A 19,397-nucleotide genomic window follows, 5' to 3' on the forward strand; every position below is an offset into this window, starting at 1 on the left:
AAAACGAACTATTAGCCTATAAAAAATGTCATTTTGTCTAGTATAAATATCAAAACGACAGTCAGGCTAAAGTGTTATTTCCGCTCAAGTGCTCTCAAAAGCGTCAGAGTTCTATGCTTGTCGGAATCGAGCTGATAGATGAGTGCGTTCACGCCACCCTGCTCGTTTCTTTCTTGGCGCAAAATCGGGTGCAGCAGCGCAATGAGTCCAGAACACAATCCGGTATCGGCAAAAAGACGATAGGAGTTCTCGATATGGCTTACTTGCGGGTAGTTGGCACGCTCGATGGCAATATTGGTCGTGAGCTCGTCATTGACTGAGCGGTTGGCACATGCATGGGTACTGATCACGTTTAGGCGGGTATCCCGCTGATGCAAATGAGTCAGATAACGCCTTATCGAACGACGATCTTCGCTCTGAAACTGGTCACTGCTCTCCAGGTGTGCCATCGGTTCAAGGCATAAGTTTGCCGTCACAACCGGCTTGACAAAGACGGCCGCCACCGCGGCTTCCGAGTCGATTTTTCCCCACGGATTAGAATCGCTAAACCAGCGTTTTGGGGCCCCGGTTGTGTTTCTGGACAAACTACTGACCGCAATACTGAGCAAAGCATTATGTTGCTCTACATGAGTCGCAGTCTCAAACATCAGTGCGTCACTCATGTTATCGACCTCATACTCTATAGAGGATTGATTTTGTGATTCAGAGTCTTGAGAGGCATCGTTTGGCGAATGAATAGAAGCCAAACTGACCTGGTCTGAAAACTCGTAGCTGCCCAGCCAATCCAGGAGCTGCGCCCGTGTTAAGGGTTGATCGAGCCAAACCTGCATGCTGATTGGCTTGAGTGAACTCGGCACCTTGGGCAGGACATTGGACAAGATCATCGCCAGCTTCTCCAGACTGCGAGCAGGCTCAGTTTGACTATTAATAAAGTCGATTGGAGCGTGGGTGATATTCTCGCCCAACTCTGAATCGTATTCGACGACATAGTCTTGTAGATTGCTGCCAAACAGGGAGTATGCAAACTCATGGTCTGGCCCGAGCCAACTGACAATATCCCCGGTGAGGATATCTAAGTGCCGGGCAACGCTGCGCCCACTCATACGCTCGCCTCCTCAATCAGCGTTGCACTAGAAGCGGCAAAAATCTGTGCGCCAACCAGCTCGGTTTCCTTTTGGTGACATTCAAAGGCCGCATGCCAAATCAAGCTGACCAGGTTTTGGTCTGTGTTGATGCTAAGTGTGTAGGGTTGCATCACAAGATCATTATGCTCATGCTGAAGTTTTACACGTGCGATAAATTGCTGGCGCGGAAGAACAAACTCAACTGGGCCTTGCTCGAAGAAACCGGCAAGTACGATGCGCTCACCGCCCTCTAGCCGACCCTTCCATTGCTGATCGGGCGGCGCTTGTTGGTTGAAGCGCGTGTCAAAATCCGCTGGCATAAGAGGGTAAACCTCATCCAGCCACGTTTGATCAAACGTCCCACCGAACTCAGAGCGCCAAGGCATGTAAGGGGCTATCGGCTCAAAAGAGGCAGGGATTAAACCTCGGGTCTTAGGTAACCAATCTTGGTCAGGTAAGAACTGACTCGGCACGGACATCTGAACCAGTTGATTGTCGCTATCCGCCACACCGGTACCCACCTTATTACTCTCACCGCCAATCGCTGATTGATAGCTTATCTGAGACTGATTGATCTTTTCTGCCGTACTCACCGAGATTTGTCCTGCGTGAGTCACCCAACGACGAGGCCCAAAGAATTTAATCGTTTTATTGATATGGGGTTCAACCATTAGCTGAGCGATTAAAGAACTTGCGTAGACCTTCGAAGGCGAGCGTACAGAGCCTGTTATCACGATATCCGTATTGGGCTTAAACGTCACAAAATCAGACTCTTGCTCGATACTCGATTCGCCCGGCTCACCAGTGTAAACGGTTGTCGCAGCGGGCTCTCCCTGTTCACTACTCAGAGTTAAGGCATCCCCATCAAGCAACCAGTCTTGACGCATATTAAGAATCCAGTGGTTTTTTCCCGTAGCATCTTTCCTAAACTGACCATGGGTAATGTGCGCAAGCTCACTATCAATTTGCCACAACTGCATTGCCCCTCCTTAATTCAAAACGGGTTTTAGCCTCGTCGCTTTTTGCTATCTTCCTCAGAACGGAACGCTGGATATCCGGAGACTCAAAACAGGAGTACTGAATATAAGTCCGACTGGCAATACACAAATCATACCAAGCAAGGCGACGTAACTGAGCGCAGACCTGATGATTGCTCAATACCGCAAGCGTCGACTCATAGGTGAGCCGCTCGCCATTGCGCACACGTTTGGGCCACTTCTCGCTCTGCCACCATCCAGTTAATAAGGTGACGATGGCGACTCTATCGAGCGTAAGCCCGTAGTTAGCGATTGAGAATGGCAGTTTGTCGCCAAAGACAAATGCTAAAGACGACAACCAAAGCTCATACTCTGTATCGTCGATATCTTGATACAATTGATCGATAACCTGAGGTAGGGCCTGAGGATTTCCTGATAAGGCAAACTGAATCGGCGCGCTCTCCTCCTCCCAGTCTATCTGGTCACGCTCACTGAAAATCAGGTCGATGGTTTTATGTAACCAACTGGGTATTTGTGTGGCAAGCTGCTGGCGCATTGAACCCCACCAGCTGACGGGATTAGAATTTCGAAACAGCTGTAAGTACCAATCTACTCCGCTTAACGTCGAAGCCTCTAACCAGCTGTGCGATTTTTTATCAAGATGGATTGCACGGTGACTGTGAATACGAGCGCACAACTCACTCGATAACTCTGGATGCCGGGCCAGTGCGTGACTGGTAAGGGGGTCGAGACTGCGACGCTCAATGAGCGCCTTAAGCGCATGCTGAGCGAGCTGTGAGTTAACACTGAAGCAGCACAAGATGAGTTGTTCATCCACATGCGGCGAGTGAGATAACGTCACTTCTTGTCGCCACAGCTGCTGACCAACTTGTGCATACAAAACCTCAATCAGGGGAGCCAGTTCCGCCACCTGATGGGATTTAGAGTTAAGTAGTAACCAAAGGCTAACCAGAGGGTATTGATCTTGATAAAGAAACAGGTAGCCTTTGCTGCGCTTGGCGAGTGATTCAAACAGACCCAACAACGCATCCAAACGTTGATGACACAAATGCCAATCCGCGTTGTGAGAATCGATAAAACCAGAGTCGAGCAAACGTCGTCTTTGGCGTAAAAAGTAGTCAGCTGACTCAACCGCAGACTCCGCTTTTTGACGATAGAATTGAGTCAAGCGCGTATCGCACCCTTCAATAGCGTCGATTTGCGTCTCTAAGTCAGCACTGAGGGCGTCTTGATGCTTTTTGCGCTCAGCACGGTCAAAATCAACAACCGCCTGGCCTAAAAACGTTGCTACGTTATGTTCTAGCATACTTCCACTTTAATTGATCGCCACATGTCCCCCGCGGATAAAGTGTCCCTTCTCCGCTTGAGTCGTGATGTACTTAGATTCAGTGGTTATTCGTCCGTCTCGACCACTCATTCGTGTTTTGGCTTGGGCAGCACTTAGCGTCAGCTCTTTGTCGGCTACAATATTGACTCGCTCCGCTTTGAGCACCAAGGTCTTACTACTGATAATAGAAAAAAAGATATCGCTGATGATGGGCAGGTTTACATCGCCGCCAATGAACTCAACTCGACAATCCAACTGATTGTCGATAGCCATATGCAGCTCCTCAAGGCTGAACGCGCGTCCCAGTTTTGCTGCGTGAGGAAATTCTTCACAAAGTCCCTCTATTTGGACTTTGACCTGATTATTGGTCAAATCAAGCCCAATGATTTTACCGAATCGGGCACTAGGTGCCGAGATCGCATCCGCCGGTGAGACACCGGCGGCATGGTTTTCGACGAGTTGTTGCGCTTGACTTCGCTCTGTCGTCGTATCAAGCGCATTTTCTAATAGGGTCTTATTAGCCTGCATTTTAGTTGACGCTTACTGCGCCTCCCGTTACCAAACATTTTGCCGAGCCATTGATGGTAATTGATGTCCCGGTGAGTTTAATGACTCCACTACTCGAGAGTGACAATTGAGCGCCACCCGCCTGAAGCACAATGCTATCGGCACTGACCACCTTGGTCGCGCCATTGGCATTAATGGTTGCGGTCCCAGAGACGTTCACCTTGTATGCCCCACCCACCTGTAACGACTCACTTCCTTTGGTATCAATGGTGCGGTTGCCATCCACGGTGAGGGTTTCATTACCACCAACTTGCAGAGTACTGTTGTTACCAATTTCCTCTTGCTTGTCGTCACTGATGCTCAGCGATAGGCTCTCACCAACCGTGTGAGTTTGATTGGCCATGTAGTGACTGTTGACATCCTCATGGACCGTTTCGTCGAATGTCTGGTGGACATCGGTTTGCTTCGTGCCAGCAATCACTTCGATGAAATCTTTTTTCACCTCGTTAGATTGATTACCGTCTACGGTTAAAAATTTGTCGTTATGAATATGCGCTGTTTGGTTGTTCAATACGTCACTGTTTAGATCACGTTGTGCGCGCAGATAAACCTCTTCGGCATTAGTCGCGTCGTCAAAGCTCAGTTCATTGTAACCCTCACCCTGATGGGTTTGAGTACGCAATGTGGTGCGCGTCTTGTGCTCTGGCAAGGCATAGGGTGTATTGTTGACGCCATTAAATACTGCGCCGGTAACAATTGGGCTATCTGGGTTGCCCTCCAAGAAGTTCACCATCACTTCCTGGCCAATTCTTGGCAAATAGACGCTACCCCAGTTACCCCCAGCCATCGATTGGCTAACGCGGATCCAACAGGTTGCGTTTTCGTCTTCCGTCTCAGCGCGGTCCCAGTGAAAGCGTACCTTCACGCGACCTAACTCATCGGTGTAAATCTCCTCACCCTCAGGACCAACAACAACCCCGGTTTGTGGGCCGTCAATTCGAACCGGTTGATGGTAAGCAGGTTTAAATTCGATATCCGCATCAAGCAGTGTGATGGTATTGCCATAGGTGGTTGGCTCGCCCGTTGCACCCTCTTCTTGAACTTGTGGATTATCACCGACATGGGTCACGGACAGAAGCAGAAAATCACGATTAATGGCTGAGCGCGGGTGGCCCTGAACATCAATGTGATATCCGGGTGTCAGTCGCATAACACAGCTTCGACCACCAATATTGCGTTGCTCGACCAAATGACGTTGCTGGCGATGCTCTGCTTGAAGTGCACCTTGCTCAGGATCGCCGTAACGACCGGTATAATCATAGAGGCGTGCTTGTTCCTGGCCAGTGAGCGAAGATTCAACATCAAGCGGTAGCTTTGGTGTCAAATAGTTGTAATCGGCCAGTGCAACCTGCGCAAACTGGGCACGGATTGCAGCGCCAATCTCAAAGATATGTTCACGATCAGGCACCCCACCACCTACTGGGTGGTAAAGGATTTCTGATGAATTATCTGAGCTATTTTCCATGTCCGATTGCAGCGTTTCCACCGTGGTGTTGCTGTCGGTGATCACCATGTGGTGACCGGACTCACTATGCTCGAAGTAATACCACAAGCCATGCTGGGCAAGCATTCGATGGACAAACTCAAGGTCTGTCTCACGATACTGCAGCGTATACTCTAGCTGTGGGTAATTGTGGATAGTCTTCCATTCGACATCACTGATACCCGCGTCATCAAACACCTGCTGAATGATCTCTTCAGCCGAAAGTGTTTGAAATATGCGGCAGTTCGAGCGATGGGCCAAAAACGCGATCTGAGGTGACAACACACATTCATAACGACTAAATCGCTTCGCCGTTCCTATAAAGCGGGCTTGCTGCACCACCCCATGGAAACAACGTGAAACCCCGCTGCCCTGACCTAGCAGGCTCAGACAGCCGGATTGAGTTAGCAGAGACTCTAAATCAAGGTCAGCATCTTCACATAACAAGGTGACAATAACTTGAAAAGGCTGAGACAGCTGCTCTTGCACCTGAAAACTCTCTACACGGAATTCAAGCTCACTTTCACTCAATGAAAAACCAAAATTGATTTCATTACTCATATTCTAAATACCGAACCTAATTAAAATCTCTACTAACACTGTACGCATGAGCGTACTTACTTACGCGGCGACAATTATGCCTCGCGTGGAGCACGCCAGTCGTCGTTACCTGCAGTGCCACATACTTCGTGAGTCACTTCGATTGCGCGGTAAGTTAGCTTAACGATCTCTTCGTTTTGACGAGTTGCGAACTCAGGATCTTGGCAGTGAGCCATTTGAGTTTCGATGTCAACGATTAGCGCGTCGATCAGTTTGATTGAGTAGTAGTGCTCTTGCTTACCTTGTACAGAAGTGCGGTAGAAACGCAGTACACACTCTGGAAGTTTTTCACCGCTTACTAGTGCGTTGAATAGTAGTGGAGAACAACGGTCTTGCTGCTTAGTTACGATCATTGGCTTGTGTACACGCTGACCAGTAGGCTGACCACTTTGTGGGTCACGTGGTACAGTTAGAGAGTGCTCAAGCTGTTGAACTAGAAACTCATCAATGTGAGCTTCTTGCCAGTTGTTACCCACTGAATCAGCAGAGTTAGTACCTGCAGTGATGTGACCTTGAGTTTCACCTTGGATAGACATATAAGCTGGGCTAGGCATATTACATTCCTTTAAACATTCATTAATAAATCAAATTAGACAATCGCTTAATCACTGCGACTGAACCTAACAATGCATTCTGCGTGCCAACTTTTATTTTCCAATAAATACAGTAACTTAAGGCGGGTGGCACATATTTTTATCTAACTAAATACAATTTACTAGATTCTTGCATTTAATTTTTTGTATTAAATCGTTCAATTTTTAGTGACAGTAAAAACTGGTTTAGACTATCGTATAAAGAAAACGACATATTGTTAGTCAAACTTAAATGGTAATTCACTTTCACTATTTCCAAGCTTTAGCCACTCAAAAGTGGCGTTTTTTTAACCTCAGTCGATATTACATAACGAAAACTCTTATTGCCTAATAATTCAGTGCTTTTAACTAAATACAAGCCTTTGATAATAGTTAACCTATAGCTGATGCCTTATATAACCACTGATTTGAGGGGCTATTAGTGGCCTCCTAATAAAACTCAATATTTCAAATAACTTATAATATCGCGACGAATTTGAAATGAGTGATACACCACGATGATAAATGTTAATCTCGCTGCACTTATTGAGCGGCTCCACCCACTAAGTAAGACGGCACTCGAAGATGCCGCGGCACTGGCTGTCTCTATGCGCAGTGCAGAAATCCAAATCGAACACTACCTTTTGAGCTTACTCGAACGACCAGATTCAGACCTCGATCTGATCTTGACTAAGTTCGAGTGCTCACCAAATCTTTTGCGTCAGGCGCTGAACAGTTCAGTAGAGCAAACCTCTGGCTCAAGCAGCAAACCCGTTTTCTCTGCACTCCTAATTGAGTGGCTGCAAGAAACCTGGTTGATGAGCTCAATTGACCTAGGTCTTCACGAAATCCGCTCAGGTGGGCTGCTTTTAGCCTTGGTGTCTAACCCTCTGCGATACGGACAACACAGTTACGCGAGTCAGTTTGAAGCGATAAATATTGATACGCTAAAACGCGAGTTTCATGACATCACTGCCCAATCTCGAGAGGCACAGCAGATCAACAGCGCTGCATCTGAGCCGCGTGATGAAGGCACTGCGCTCAGTAAATACACCACCGACTTTACCGGTAAGGCACGCAAAGGTGAGATTGACCCTGTGTTCTGTCGTGACCGCGAGATCCGTCAGATCATCGATATTCTAGCGCGCCGTCGTAAAAACAACCCAATTGCCGTTGGTGAGCCGGGCGTCGGTAAAACCGCAGTCGTTGAAGGTCTCGCGTTGAAGATTGTCGAGGGTGAAGTCCCTGATATTTTGAAAGGTGTAGAGCTGTACGGTCTCGACATGGGCCTGTTGCAAGCTGGAGCCAGCGTCAAAGGTGAGTTTGAAAAACGCCTCAACGCCGTACTTGAAGAAGTCAAAAACTCTCCTACGCCAATCATCCTGTTTATCGATGAAGCACACACGCTAGTCGGTGGCGGTAACCAAGCCGGCGGCAGTGATGCTGCTAACCTGCTTAAACCTGCGCTGGCACGCGGAGAGATCAAAACCATTGCCGCGACCACTTGGTCAGAATATAAGAAGTACTTTGAGAAAGACCCTGCCCTCGCGCGTCGTTTCCAATTAGTTAAACTTGACGAGCCATCACCGGAGCAAGCCGCTCTGATTATTCGCGGCCTGCGCGGCGCGTACGAAAAATCTCACAATGTGTATGTTCGTGATGACGCTATCACAGTGGCAGCAGAGCTTTCCTCTCGTTATATCTCCGGCCGCCAACTACCCGATAAAGCCATTGACGTGCTTGATACTGCGTGTGCGCGTGTCAATATCAGCCTTAACGCCATTCCAGCTCCGATTGAATCACTTGAGCAAGAGATTGCGGCTTGCCGCCGCGAGCTAGACGGCGTGACCCGTGATAAAACTCAGCACACCGGGGATTCACTCGCAGCAGATGGATTACCAGATCTTGAAGAGAAAATCGCGCGCTTAGAGCAAGACAAGCATCAGCTATCTGAGCAGTGGCAAGCGGAAAAGGCACTCATCTCGGAAATGCTAAAGTTGCGTAATCGCCTGCACCAAGCAACCCAAGAGGACAGTGATGAACCTCTAGCAGGTCAAACCTCAACTGAGGATGGCGACACGCTTAATACCGCAGAAGATCAGCCAGTTGAGCTTAGCGCTGAAGAGTTAGCCGCACTGCATCAAGAGATCAATGACTGTCAGGCACGACTGGATGAGCTGCGCGACAAGCAACCGTTAGTCCATTTTGAGGTGGGTCCGACAGAGGTGGCACAAGTGATCGCCGATTGGACGGGTGTGCCAGTTGGGAAAATACAACAAGACGAGGCAGCAACGATTCTCTCGTTAGAAGATAGCCTTAAACAAACCATCAAGGGACAAGACTTTGCACTGGCGACATTGGCGCAAGGTATCAAATCAGCGAAGGCTGGCCTTGCCAACCCAGATGCGCCTACCGGTGTGTTCTTGCTGGTTGGTCCTAGTGGTGTGGGTAAAACAGAAACTGCGATCACCATTGCCAACCAGTTGTTTGGCGGTGAGCGCTTTATGACCACCATCAACATGTCTGAATTCCAAGAGAAACACACCGTGTCTCGTCTGATTGGCTCTCCTCCTGGCTACGTTGGTTACGGTGAGGGTGGCATGCTCACCGAAGCAGTGAGACAGCGTCCTTACTCTGTCGTCCTGCTCGATGAAGTTGAGAAAGCGGACCCAGAAGTGATGAACCTTTTCTATCAAGTGTTTGATAAAGGTACGCTAAATGACGGTGAGGGACGGAGCATCGATTTCAAGAATACCCTGATCATTATGACCAGTAATTTGGCGACTGCCGAGATAGAAGCCCTGCATCAGCAGCAAAGCGAGCAGCCGCAAGAGTCACTAGACAATCTAACTCAATCAGAAGAGATTGCAGAAAGTATTCGCCCAACGCTGAATCATTACTTCAAGCCTGCCCTACTCGCGCGCATGAACGTGGTGCCTTATCTCCCGCTTGGCGATGAGGCGATGGCGGATATCATCAAACACAAGCTGGGTAAACTGGCACAACGTCTTGATGACAATCATCAAATCGAGCTGTGTTTCGATGAGCCTTTGGTTGAGTTTGTCCTAGGACACTGCCGCATTGCAGAAACAGGTGCGCGTAACATCGATGCGGTGATCAACCGTCATCTGTTACCAAACTTGTCTAATCAGCTATTGGCCCTACAAGGTGAAGAGCAGCGTTATACCCAACTGACCATCTCTGTATCAGAACAAGGAAGTATTGAGTATGCATTCAGCTAAGGCTGACGAACTCAATAATGCCCTACTCGCGATCAGCCACTCTATGGCTGATCGCAGCCAATTGGCGTCCACCATGCACGCCATTTTGGCGGCGGCACGCCAGTTAACCATGGCAAGCCACGGCATTATTTATGTTCTGGATCAAACCGGTGATAAGCTGGTGCCCTTAGCAGTACATGTCAACGAGCAACCACTGGAAGCTCACCCATGGATTGCACTGGACTACCAAGGGCTAGCTGAAAACGACCCGTTTAGCTTTGCTCTCCAAACTGGTGAAGTAGTCCTTATCAACGAGCTTTATCGATACAATGGTTATGACTGCGAGTCGATTTATAATAATGAGCGCCTACTAAACATCAACAGCCAAAACCTGATAGCTTGGCCGCTCAAAGATCTTCAGCAGCAGACCGTTGGCTTGTTGGTTCTGTCCAACCTAAATGTGATTGATGACGAGCAATCGCTAACAACATTCACACAGTTGGCGGCAACCAGTATTCGCCAAGCGGTGTTGTTGGAAACTTATCATCAGCATATTCAGCAATTAAATAACGACAACCAAGCACTGTCAGATGAAAACCGCCAACTGAAACAACGCAAAAAACCAGGCTATGATGGGCCGATCGCCGAGAGTGAGGCCATGCAAGCCATACTGTCGCGACTGCAAAGGATTTTGCGCCTGCCGGTGGATGTGTTGCTGCGTGGTGAGACTGGCTCAGGTAAGGAAGTGATTGCCCGTCATATCCATCAAAGCTCCGATCGTGCAAAGCAGCCTTTTATCGCGCAAAACTGCGCAGCAATACCAGAGCAACTGCTTGAATCAGAGTTATTTGGCCACAAGAAAGGTTCTTTTACGGGTGCAGATAGCGACAAAATTGGCCTGTTTGAAGCAGCCAATGGCGGTACATTATTCCTTGATGAAATTGGCGATATGCCAATGTTGTTGCAAGCAAAACTGCTGCGAGTATTGCAGGAGCGAACGATTCGTCGCATTGGTGAAAGTAAGGAGCGGCATATCGATGTTCGCGTTGTCGCGGCGACGCACTGCAATATCCTGCAGCAAATCAAGCAAGGCGATTTTCGTGCCGATTTGTACCATCGCTTAAATGTGTTCCCAGTTAATCTTCCCCCACTACGAGAACGCCAAGATGATATTTTGCCACTGGCTGAGCACTTTATCTCAGACGTCTCTAAGCGTATGGCTCTCGAGGCCACGCCAGTACTAAGTCAAAGAGCCAGGATCCAATTACTTGACTACGCGTTTCCAGGTAATGTACGTGAACTGCGTAATATAATCGAACGCTCAGTACTGCTATCAGATTTTAGTACGATTGAAACCGTTGAGTTTGGTGAGGAGTTTGAACTGCTAGAAAGTGAACCACAACCGACTCAGCCTGAGCGAAAAGCTGAGAGCATTAAGGTGACTCTACCGGAACTTGGCGCCAGTGATGATGGTGAAAACCTATCTTTAAAGCAGGCCGTCAACGACTATGAGCGCAAGTTGATTCAAAACCAACTCGACTCCTTTGGTTGGCAAATTAAGAAAACTTCGGAGTTTCTTGATATGCCTCTGAGTACCCTAAATCATAAGATCAAAAAATATGGTTTAAGTCAGAGTGTGTGATAGTAAAACATAGCTGGGTAATTCATTCGAGATACCCAACGGTGTTTTACGATCACTATATAAATTGTCACTCCCGAATACTGAGCACGATGAAACAGCAAATATTTCACATTTACAAAAATAGGCGTCAACTTGTCGCAATTAACTCAAACTCAAGCAGTCTACAAATGGACATAGAGTGTTTATTACAACAAGGTTATGTACTGTACGCAGATAATGTCCAGTCATTAGATGAAGACTCTGCAGTCAAGGAGTTATCTGGTGCCTTGACTAACTACAGGGTCTTTGCATTACTCGGATTGTCCACTTCACTGATTGCGTTACTCTCTCTTATAAATGGCAACAGCACCCCGGCAACCTCAATAATATCACTCATTACATTGATACTGTTTATAAAGGCGCAAAATTCCTTAAAAGGATACTGTAGTGAAGAGTTATTGAAAAATAAATAGTAGAGACAATTTAATAGGCTATAAAGGGCTAAATCAATGTTAAGGATACATAATGAGTTATAGAAAACGACCTTCCGCTATGGCGATTTGGCGAGACTTTTTATTAGGTAGTGCCATGATGGGGAGTGGATTTTACTTACTTCTGGATAAAATATCTGTCGGAAGCACTTTCAGGTTTAACACGCCAATTTATCGATATGCTGGCTATGGCGCACAAAACATTGGTAGTTTTGGCTTAACGAGTGGGATGGTGTTTGTGCCTATGATCATTGGAATCATCTGGATATTCATGAATCATCGCTCAATGTTTGCCTGGATGCTGACCTTGTGCACCTGTGGAGCCATGATTTTTGGCGTAATTACCAACCTTAAGATTAGAATGCTACCAATGTCTTCATTTGATTTTATCTTGATTCTGGTTCTAGCGTTCGGAGGCGTAGGGATTTTTCTTCGATTCATGGTTACCTCGTCCCGCTACAGAAATGCCTAACCTATAAAAACCTTTGACTGTTTAGTCAAAGGTTTTCACTTACTGCATCACATTCAATCTTTGTAGTATGACGAAACCAATGTAGAGCAAAAAATCTTGAGTAACTGACGAATTGTCCTCTCGAACTGACACCTCGATGCCACGATCATTGACCAACCAACTTCCAATAACCCCGAATTTTAGCCAAGGTCAAACTCCTGATATATAGCCACTTTTGTTTCATCATAAGGCGATTTTGTAGTTATAGCTCAAAGGTTTAATCAGATTGATTTGGTTCAAAGAACTAACCTAATGAGTTCTTTTAGCTTACCCATTGGCATGGTATTTGGGTTACACATCGCTGTGTATTTAACGTCGATTTCAAATGTCCTTTCGACTGCAATGTTAGCGCCAATGGAAAGGTTAAGAACTGAGTTATAGGTTTCGTCAATTAACTCCATTAGATTGACTAAATCTGCATCAGCACTCGCTTGACCTAACATCAACTCATATTCATGGGGGGAAACCATTGTTTGTTCATTGAACAGTTGAACACTAAAGTAATGTAGCACTCTGTCATCGCCCGGGTCTCCGGCGGTCATTTCGTTATCATAAACTTGGTTATACCTAAGGAAGTCGTCAACGTCATCAGAGGATAAATCAATACTAATCAATACCTCGTCAAAATTTATGTATTTTAGTGTAGAGTCCTCTACTACTAGCTTTAATCTATAAGATTCCTCAAAGAACGAATATTTGTTGTAAAGTTCAAGGAATGTCTCGTAATCGCCTTTGGATTGGTCTAATTCCGCAATATAATATTCGTTACTTTCAATTGAGCAAGTTAGTACCTCAACGGCTTTTACGCCATTAGAAAAAATTGACAAACATAGAGCAATAAAAAAAGACGCCCTCTTTGAGAGAGTCTGTTGAGTTGAGCCGGAAATCATCATCACCTTCCATTATATTTATAAATCACGTCGACAACCTAAGGGAGAACAACCAAAAACCAACGAAATTGTGGTTTTTTAGTGGCTCTACTTCAATATACATTCTCTGTATCAGTACATTCCTTCAATTTCTTCTCAAACTTTTCAAAGCTGTTTTCTATTTTTTCACCATCTAACTGTTCAGCTTTATAGTCAAAATAATACTGGTTAACTGTGCTATCCTTATACCTGAACTTAACTATCACTTTTCCTTGATCAGATTTTATCGTACATACAAAATCTGAGCTCTTAAAAATGGAGTCAACATCGAAAGCAACCTGATCATCAAAGCGACCATTATCTGAATTAAATAAATGGGCAAATTGCGTATCAGGAGTGCTAGCCCTCTCATTTATAATAAGATCTAACTGCCCATTAAAATTCAAATCATGAAAGCTATACGAGTAGTCAATAAAATCTGGCTCAACATGGGATTTAATCGACTGTCTAGTCCCATTTGTGAACTCTACAACGTCCTGTGACACTGCGTTAAAGCTTAAAAATGCAATCAGTATAGCTTTGTAACTAAAATTATTTTTCATTACTATTTACTTAAAAGTACATTAGATATGTTGGTGACAATCAAGTTACTTGTGCGGGTTTTACACAAAGAACTTTGTTATTATTGAACGTATTCTAACTAAAAACTATTAATCTGCTGCTCTCTCACACTATTCATCTCTATTTTACAGATTTTCATTAACGTAGAATGGGTTGGCGTCTCTGGCTCTATCTCAAAAGATTTAATGGCGCAGTTGAGTTCTCTATACTCTAACCATGACCTGTGTGATTTTTCTATACAGTATTAATTGACACCCTTATTAAACAGTGCTCGAAGTGCCACAAAAACACATTACTAATATTAAAAAGACACCCATTTTAAATAGCGCTTGGTATTAAAAAGACACCCATTTTAAATAGCGCTCGAAATGCCACAAAAAACACATTACTGGGAATAGAAGAAACGACGATCTATCTTAACACCGCGCCACATGTCAGAAACACATAATGATTTGACTGTTTAGTACCGTTCCCTAACTACTCTAAATCACACAGAACATAAGTCAGCTCCATAACGAACTACCTTTGTTCAAAGCTAATCAATTTGCTCTGCCGGTTGCACTATCCCAAACAATCGTCTGCAATGTACCTCTCTAAGCTGCTTTAAAACACCGCTTAGCACTCCCAATCCCTTGCATTCGTGACAAACCGTGATGTTCCTGAAACTGACGAAGTGAGCCTTCAGCGCCGACAGCGCCTTTGAACTGTTTTCCAAAAGCTGAAATCAAACCAGGCCAAGCTGTCTCATCAATACTCAATCTCTTCAATATTGGAGGGTATTCAGGTGGTATCGCTCCGGGTTTATCATCGCGAATCACACGACCAGTAACATCCAGCAATAGCAAATAGTCGTCTAAATTAAACAACAGCCCTTGTGACTTACCTTTACAATCATCCCCAACGAATTGAGCGAGTTCGACTGGTTGCTTTTCAGCACTACCCTGTTTTAGTGACCGAACTCTTTTCTTAACGCTCGTAAAATCTGAGTCCTCCGGTGTTTCTGCTAACTTCGCCCTAACTGGGTTTAGGTCAACATAGGCCATGCAAGCTAGCAGTGCAGCATCATCCAAGAGAGCTTGGGATTTAAACCTTCCCTCCCAAAATCGGCCCGTACAACCATCTTCTTTATTGGCCTTACGGGCAATCGCCTCATTCAGATTGCGCATAAACCAGCTGATATCGAACAAACGCTTTCGGTACACCTCTGCGGTTTCTCGTACAGCTTTTTGTGAGGTGGCATCTAGCTCTTCGCCCAGGATAAAACGCGATGTCAGCAAAGTGCCTTTGTGCAATCTATGCCAACGCTCTATCACCTCTGTCGTGTTCCAACTCATTGCCTGCTCTCGATTCACACGCAGAACTATATGGGTATGATTGCTCATTACCGCATAAGCGCAGATATCAATTGCAAATACAGATGCTAACTTCAGCAATCGCTCTTCAACCCAATTTCGACGGTGCTCGTAGCTCTTTCCCGTTGCATCGTCGATACCGCAAAGAAATGCTCTGCGTACGCACCGTGAAATACAGTGATAGTAGGCAGTATCTTCAAGACTCACCTGCTCAGATCTGGCTCTAGGCATCATCGCTCTCCTAATGTTCAAACTCTTTTTAGTGTAGGAGAGCCTGTGATGATGCGCCAAAGTTATGGGTGTCTTATTAATTGATTCCAAAGTTATGGGTGTCTTATTAATTATTATTAATTGATTAATCAATTAATTGCGTTATTTTCAGTCTCTATATAATGTTATAGCCTTTGGTATATAAATTTCTTCTTCTTTCGTTACCCAATGAATATTATCACCCTCTAAACACACATTAAGCTCAAATAACTGACCGTTCCAAGAGTTTATCACCTTAGCAGAATTATAACGATTTTCACTTTCATTAAACTTCAAAACGTTGTATAAACTGTCATCACAGTTTATCTTTTGGCCTTGGTTATAGATAAAACAGTAATTAAGTATCAACTGTTCTTCTGAAACATTAGCCTCTATTGAAAAGGAGTGCCTTTCTGTATCGTAATGCCACTCTGTAGCTGACAAATGCCCTGTACAGAATAGGACACTAGTAATAGCTAAACGAGTTAGCGCGTTTAATCCAGCCATTTAAAAACCTCTTATTTTTAGGCCTAGCTTCAGAGATATGCTTGTAACACGCAATTCTATATTCTCTAAACTTTATATATAATTTCCGGGAATCAACAGAATTTACGGCATCCAACGTATTTGTGCCCCAAAAACCATCAATCACTAGTTTTTTATCAAATACTTCGTTCAAGCAACGCTGCAGAGATTTTATTGCATTCCCGCCAGCATTCATTCTGAAATCGAAAATTTGGAAAGCCAATTCGACATTGAATATTAATATGACACCCATATCAAACAACGCTCGAAGTACCACAAAAAAACACATTACTAAGGGCTAGAAGAAAAGACAATCTATCTTGATACCGCGCCACTTGTCAGAAACACAAAATGATTTGACTGTTTAGTACCGTGCCCTAACTACTCTAAATTACACAGAACGTAAGTCAGTTCCATAACGAACTACCTTTGTTCAAAGCTAATCAATTTGCTCTGCCGGTTGCACTATCCCAAACAATCGTCTGCAATGTACCTCTCTAAGCTGCTTTAAAACACCGCTTAGCACTCCCAATCCCTTGCATTCGTGACAAACCGTGATGTTCCTGAAACTGACGAAGTGAGCCTTCAGCGCCGACAGCGCCTTTAAACTGTTTTCCAAAAGCTGAAATCAAGCCAGGCCAAGCTGTCTCATCAATACTCAATCTCTTCAATATTGGAGGGTATTCAGGTGGTATCGCTCCGGGTTTATCATCGCGAATCACACGACCAGTAACATCCAGCAATAGCAAATAGTCGTCTAAGTTAAACAGCAGCCCTTGTGACTTACCTTTACAATCATCCCCAACGAATTGAGCAAGTTCGGCTGGTTGCTTTGCAGCACCATCCTGTTTTAATGACCGAACTCTTCTCTTGACGCTCGTAAAGTCTGAGTCTTCTGGCGTCTCTGATAACTGCGCCCTAACTGGGTTTAGGTCAACATAAGCCATGCAAGCTAGCAGGGCAGCATCATCTAAGAGAGCTTGGGATTTAAACCTTCCTTCCCAAAATCGGCCGGTACAACCATCTTCTTTGTTGGCCTTACGGGCAATAGCCTCATTCAGATTACGCATAAACCAGCTGATATCATACAAACGCTGGCGGTACACCTCCGCGGTTTCTTGTACCGCTTTTTGTGAGGCGGCATCTAGCTTTTCGCCCATGATATAACGCGATGTCAGCAAAGTGCCTTTGTGCAATTTGTGCCAACGCTCTATCACCTCCGTCGTGTTCCAGCTCATTGCTTGCTCTCGATTCACACGGAGAACTATATGGGTATGATTGCTCATTACAGCATAGGCGCAGATATCGATTGCAAATACAGATGCTAACTTCAGCAATCGCTCTTCAACCCAATTTCGACGGTGCTCGTAGCTCCTTCCCGTGGCATCGTCGATACCGCAAAGAAAAGCTCTGCGTACGCACCGCGAAATACAGTGGTAGTAGGGAGTATCTTCAAGACTTACCTGCTCAGTTCTAGCTCTAGGCATCATCGCTCTCCTGATGGTCGTGATCGTCTTAGTGTAGGAGAGCTTGTGATGATGCGCCAAAGTTATGGGTGTCTTATCAAACTTTACGGTTGGGCTATCCGAAAGAGTCGCCTGCTGTGTACATTGCTAAGCTGCTCTAAAACACCGCTTAGCACTCCCAATCCCTTGCATTCGTAACAAGCCATGATGCTCCTGGAATTGACGAAGTGAGCCTTCTGAACCGACAGCACCTTTAAACTGCGCTTAAACAAGACACCCATATCAAACTATGGGTGTCTTGTTAACTCTGATTGTTAACTCTGCGTACGCACCGTGAAATACAGTGGTAGTAGGCAGTATCTTCAAGACTCGCCTGCTCAGATCTGGCTCTAGGCATCATCGCTCTCCTAATGGTCGTGCTCAAATTTAGTGTAGGAGAGCCTGTGATGATGCACTTAAGTTATAGGTGTCTAATTAATTTCGGTGTTTTAATAATTCACCTTTAATTTTTATTTCGCTGCTCCCTTACTGACCAGAACTGAACTATAAATTCATATCCATTTTCTTTATCCAATTTAAGCTTATTAATCATGAAGTCGAAAAAGGCACTTGCGTTATCGTAAATTTTACCTTGACCCCGCTCCTCACAATACCACTTAATCCGCTGGTCTGTTAATTCTTCGACAAACTCATAAACGATAGCATAGTTCCAATCTTCCAAATCATATGCAAACATATCAATATCAAACTTAAGTTGGTTATCATCAAATAACTCTAATCTACCACCTTGAGATAGCTTAACGTTATTGCTGTTAATTAATGCTTCATATTTACTTTCACCGTTAATTAGAACCATAATCTTGTCATCAGATACCACTAAATCGAGTATACCATGGCTGTCAGGAAAAAAACCAGGTTTCCCTCCGTCCCAGCCATAATGATCTCTTTTGTTTTCAGATTTGGTATCTGTACAACTAAACTTAAACAACACCTCGCTTGCTAAGCTCGAACTTGGGAATATTATCAAAAGAAGTGACATCAGTAGTTTCATTTTTCTTACCCTAAATCATTAGTTATATGTTGCTATTTTATACTACAAAGTTACGTGGGTATTTTTAACGTTGACTCCGCGAAAGATTAAATTTGCTCTATTAAAGGAAGTCTGCACTGACATGGTAGAGTCATGCGCGTCACGTTAAATATAAATATATTCCACTTGCCTTATTCAAATTAATTATCGCTCACTTTGCTTCTCTCTGTTTAACCAGTAGTCGATTATAAATTCGTACCTACCTTTATTTTCCGGTTGAAGTTTATTTTTCATAAAGTCAAAAAAAGCACTTGTGTTATCGTATATTTTACCTTGAGACCTTTCTTCACAATACCAATCAATACGAGAATCTCCTAACTCACCAATGTATTGAAAGATGATACCGAAATCCAAATCTTCCAATTCATACGAAAACATATAGATGTGAAACTTAAGTAAATTGTCACCTAATAATACCAACGTTCCGTCGCCAAGCAACCTCACTTTACTCCTATCTATTAATTCTTCATACTCAAGCTTATTATTTACCAATACTGAAACACTTTTGTCAGACACTATTAACTCTAGTAAGCCATGGCTGTCTGGAAAATGTTCAGGATCTATTCCTTTCCATCCATAGCGAGCTACTTTGTTCTCAGAAGTAGTATCTGTACAGCTAAATTTAAACAGCTCTTCGCTTGCAAAAATCGAGTGAGAAAATATAATTAACAAAAGAACCATCAAACGCTTCATAATTAATATTACCCCGC

At 44.7% G+C, this 19,397-nt stretch carries 17 protein-coding genes; 3 read left to right on the forward strand and 14 right to left on the reverse strand.

The features are described 5' to 3' along the window. Window positions 1–74 precede the first annotated feature (74 nt). The 6 genes from ACSTTG_RS07270 to ACSTTG_RS07295 all read right to left on the reverse strand — a co-directional run bounded on the left by ACSTTG_RS07270 (window position 75) and on the right by ACSTTG_RS07295 (window position 6,653). On the reverse strand, window positions 75–1,103 hold the full coding sequence (locus ACSTTG_RS07270; protein WP_438474298.1) for a hypothetical protein: 1,029 nt from the start codon (window positions 1,101–1,103) through the stop codon (window positions 75–77). Continuing rightward, a complete protein-coding gene (locus ACSTTG_RS07275; protein WP_438474299.1) occupies window positions 1,100–2,104 on the reverse strand; it encodes a DUF2169 family type VI secretion system accessory protein in 1,005 nt (334 codons plus the stop codon). The genes ACSTTG_RS07270 and ACSTTG_RS07275 overlap by 4 nt, the downstream gene beginning before the upstream one ends. Next, window positions 2,085–3,428, reverse strand: a complete 1,344-nt coding sequence (locus tag ACSTTG_RS07280) for a hypothetical protein (protein ID WP_438474300.1) — start codon at window positions 3,426–3,428, stop codon at window positions 2,085–2,087. Before ACSTTG_RS07280 ends, ACSTTG_RS07275 begins: the two co-directional genes overlap by 20 nt. Before the next feature lie 9 nt (window positions 3,429–3,437). Further along, on the reverse strand, window positions 3,438–3,977 hold the full coding sequence (locus ACSTTG_RS07285; protein WP_438457902.1) for a hypothetical protein: 540 nt from the start codon (window positions 3,975–3,977) through the stop codon (window positions 3,438–3,440). A 1-nt stretch (window position 3,978) separates the two neighbouring features. After that, the gene (locus ACSTTG_RS07290; protein ID WP_438474301.1) at window positions 3,979–6,060 is read right to left on the reverse strand and encodes a type VI secretion system Vgr family protein; all 2,082 of its coding nucleotides are present in this window, start codon (window positions 6,058–6,060) and stop codon (window positions 3,979–3,981) included. Between the two features lie 74 nt (window positions 6,061–6,134). After that, window positions 6,135–6,653: an Hcp family type VI secretion system effector gene (locus ACSTTG_RS07295; protein WP_438457900.1), complete on the reverse strand. Its 519-nt coding sequence runs from the start codon at window positions 6,651–6,653 to the stop codon at window positions 6,135–6,137. Window positions 6,654–7,189: 536 nt separating this feature from the next. Here ACSTTG_RS07295 and tssH point away from each other — a divergent pair. From tssH to ACSTTG_RS07310, 3 genes are all read left to right on the forward strand, one after another. Beyond that, entirely contained in the window at window positions 7,190–9,913 is a 2,724-nt protein-coding gene (gene tssH, locus ACSTTG_RS07300) for a type VI secretion system ATPase TssH (protein ID WP_438474302.1), read from the forward strand. Beyond that, on the forward strand, window positions 9,900–11,534 hold the full coding sequence (locus ACSTTG_RS07305; RefSeq protein ID WP_438457898.1) for a sigma-54 interaction domain-containing protein: 1,635 nt from the start codon (window positions 9,900–9,902) through the stop codon (window positions 11,532–11,534). The genes tssH and ACSTTG_RS07305 overlap by 14 nt, the downstream gene beginning before the upstream one ends. Window positions 11,535–12,038: 504 nt before the next feature. Continuing rightward, on the forward strand, window positions 12,039–12,476 hold the full coding sequence (locus ACSTTG_RS07310) for a hypothetical protein (RefSeq protein ID WP_438457897.1): 438 nt from the start codon (window positions 12,039–12,041) through the stop codon (window positions 12,474–12,476). A gap of 275 nt (window positions 12,477–12,751) precedes the next feature. Here the strand turns inward: ACSTTG_RS07310 and ACSTTG_RS07315 are convergent, their stop codons facing one another. The 8 genes from ACSTTG_RS07315 to ACSTTG_RS07350 form a co-directional block, all read right to left on the reverse strand. Beyond that, window positions 12,752–13,408 (reverse strand): hypothetical protein, encoded by a 657-nt coding sequence (locus tag ACSTTG_RS07315; protein ID WP_438474303.1) that lies wholly within the window; start codon window positions 13,406–13,408, stop codon window positions 12,752–12,754. A gap of 89 nt (window positions 13,409–13,497) precedes the next feature. Next, window positions 13,498–13,986 carry a hypothetical protein gene (locus tag ACSTTG_RS07320; RefSeq protein ID WP_438474304.1) on the reverse strand — a complete coding sequence of 163 codons (489 nt, stop codon included), beginning with the start codon at window positions 13,984–13,986 and terminating at the stop codon, window positions 13,498–13,500. A gap of 612 nt (window positions 13,987–14,598) precedes the next feature. After that, the gene (locus ACSTTG_RS07325; RefSeq protein ID WP_438457893.1) at window positions 14,599–15,588 is read right to left on the reverse strand and encodes a transposase; all 990 of its coding nucleotides are present in this window, start codon (window positions 15,586–15,588) and stop codon (window positions 14,599–14,601) included. 147 nt (window positions 15,589–15,735) lie between these two features. Then, window positions 15,736–16,113, reverse strand: a complete 378-nt coding sequence (locus ACSTTG_RS07330) for a hypothetical protein (RefSeq protein WP_438474305.1) — start codon at window positions 16,111–16,113, stop codon at window positions 15,736–15,738. Next, window positions 16,073–16,420, reverse strand: coding sequence for a putative peptidoglycan-binding domain-containing protein (locus ACSTTG_RS07335; protein ID WP_438474307.1), 348 nt, complete (start codon window positions 16,418–16,420; stop codon window positions 16,073–16,075). Before ACSTTG_RS07335 ends, ACSTTG_RS07330 begins: the two co-directional genes overlap by 41 nt. A 208-nt stretch (window positions 16,421–16,628) precedes the next feature. Further along, window positions 16,629–17,618 (reverse strand): transposase, encoded by a 990-nt coding sequence (locus tag ACSTTG_RS07340; protein WP_438474308.1) that lies wholly within the window; start codon window positions 17,616–17,618, stop codon window positions 16,629–16,631. A gap of 481 nt (window positions 17,619–18,099) precedes the next feature. Then, the gene (locus tag ACSTTG_RS07345; protein WP_438474309.1) at window positions 18,100–18,648 is read right to left on the reverse strand and encodes a hypothetical protein; all 549 of its coding nucleotides are present in this window, start codon (window positions 18,646–18,648) and stop codon (window positions 18,100–18,102) included. Between the two features lie 183 nt (window positions 18,649–18,831). Then, window positions 18,832–19,380, reverse strand: a complete 549-nt coding sequence (locus ACSTTG_RS07350) for a hypothetical protein (protein WP_438474310.1) — start codon at window positions 19,378–19,380, stop codon at window positions 18,832–18,834. Between the last annotated feature and the right edge of the window lie 17 nt (window positions 19,381–19,397).

The sequence above is a fragment of the Vibrio glycogenivorans genome (assembly GCF_051660965.1).
In the GTDB taxonomy this organism is placed as follows: domain Bacteria; phylum Pseudomonadota; class Gammaproteobacteria; order Enterobacterales; family Vibrionaceae; genus Vibrio.